Source organism: Kitasatospora sp. NPDC051164 (assembly GCF_044455625.1).
In the GTDB taxonomy this organism is placed as follows: domain Bacteria; phylum Actinomycetota; class Actinomycetes; order Streptomycetales; family Streptomycetaceae; genus Kitasatospora.
In genome coordinates this window covers 1-1062 of record NZ_JBITFB010000135.1, presented here as the reverse complement: position 1 = coordinate 1062, position 1062 = coordinate 1, and the positions used below count along the sequence as shown (strand labels likewise).

The window sequence follows — 1062 nt, the reverse complement described above, 5'->3', positions numbered from 1 at the left end:
TGTACTGACCAGTGAGGTTGGGGACGCGGCTGGCGGGTGGCTTGCCTGCGAGCGCGGTGTGTCCGCGGTGGTGATTGTAGGTGTGCAGCCAGTCGGTGAAGGCGTCGCGGCGTTCCTGCTCGGTTCGGTAGGGCTTGGCGTAGGCCCACTCGTCGAGCAGGGTGCGGTTGAAGCGTTCGACCTTGCCGTTGGTCTGCGGGCGGTAGGGGCGGGTGCGCTTGTGGGCGATGCCCTCGGCGGCGAGGGCATCGCGCCAGATGTGTGAGCGGTAGCAGGCGCCGTTGTCGGTCAGCACCCGCTGGACCGTGATCCCGGCCCGGGTGAAGAACTCGTTCGCCCGGGCCCAGAACGCGGCGGCGGTCTCCTTGCGCTCGTCGGGCAGGATCTCGCTGTAGGCCAGGCGGGAGTGGTCGTCGACGGCGTTGTGCAGGTAGCTGTAGCCCACGCCCGAGTGCGATGGGCTGCCCGCGCGGCCGCGCACTTTGTGGCCGCCTCCGTCGGGGATGTTGCCGAGCTTCTTGATGTCGACGTGCACCAACTCGCCCGGTGCGGCGCGTTCGTAGCGCCGCACCGGGCGTCCGGTGGCCCGGTCGAGGTGGGCGAGGCGGGCGAGCTTGTAGCGGACCAGGACCCGGTGCACGGTGGCTGGGTTGAGGCGGAGCAGGTAGGCGATGCGGGCCGGTCCCCAGCGTCGCAGGACGCGGACCTTGATGATGCGCCGCTCGGTGCGGGTCGGCAGGCGGCGCGGGCTGCGGTGCGGGCGGCTGGAGAGATCGCTCATGCCGGCCTCGCCGAGCGCGCGGTAGCGGTCCGCCCAGCGCTTGGCCGTGGTTGGCGAGACCTGGAAGCGCTCGGCAGCCCGACGCAGCGGCCAGCCGTCCTCGACCACGCAGCGGGCCAGACGCAGGCGTCCGGTCTCGGTCAGCGGTGCGTTACGGTGTGGCATGAGGGCCTTTCTGGTTGCCGGTGCAGATGTCGCAATCCACACCGAGCCAGAAGGCCCTCACTCATTTCAAGATCACCCGCCTGTGAACCCCGTCACCAACCTCTGTGGTCAGTACA

1 protein-coding gene is annotated in these 1062 nt (G+C 70.0%); it reads right to left on the bottom strand.

Annotated features, from left to right (window positions below):
* On the bottom strand, positions 1-946 hold a 946-nt coding region (locus ACIBEC_RS47855; RefSeq protein WP_360510359.1), incomplete at its 3' end, for an IS481 family transposase.
* Positions 947-1062: the final 116 nt, after the last annotated feature.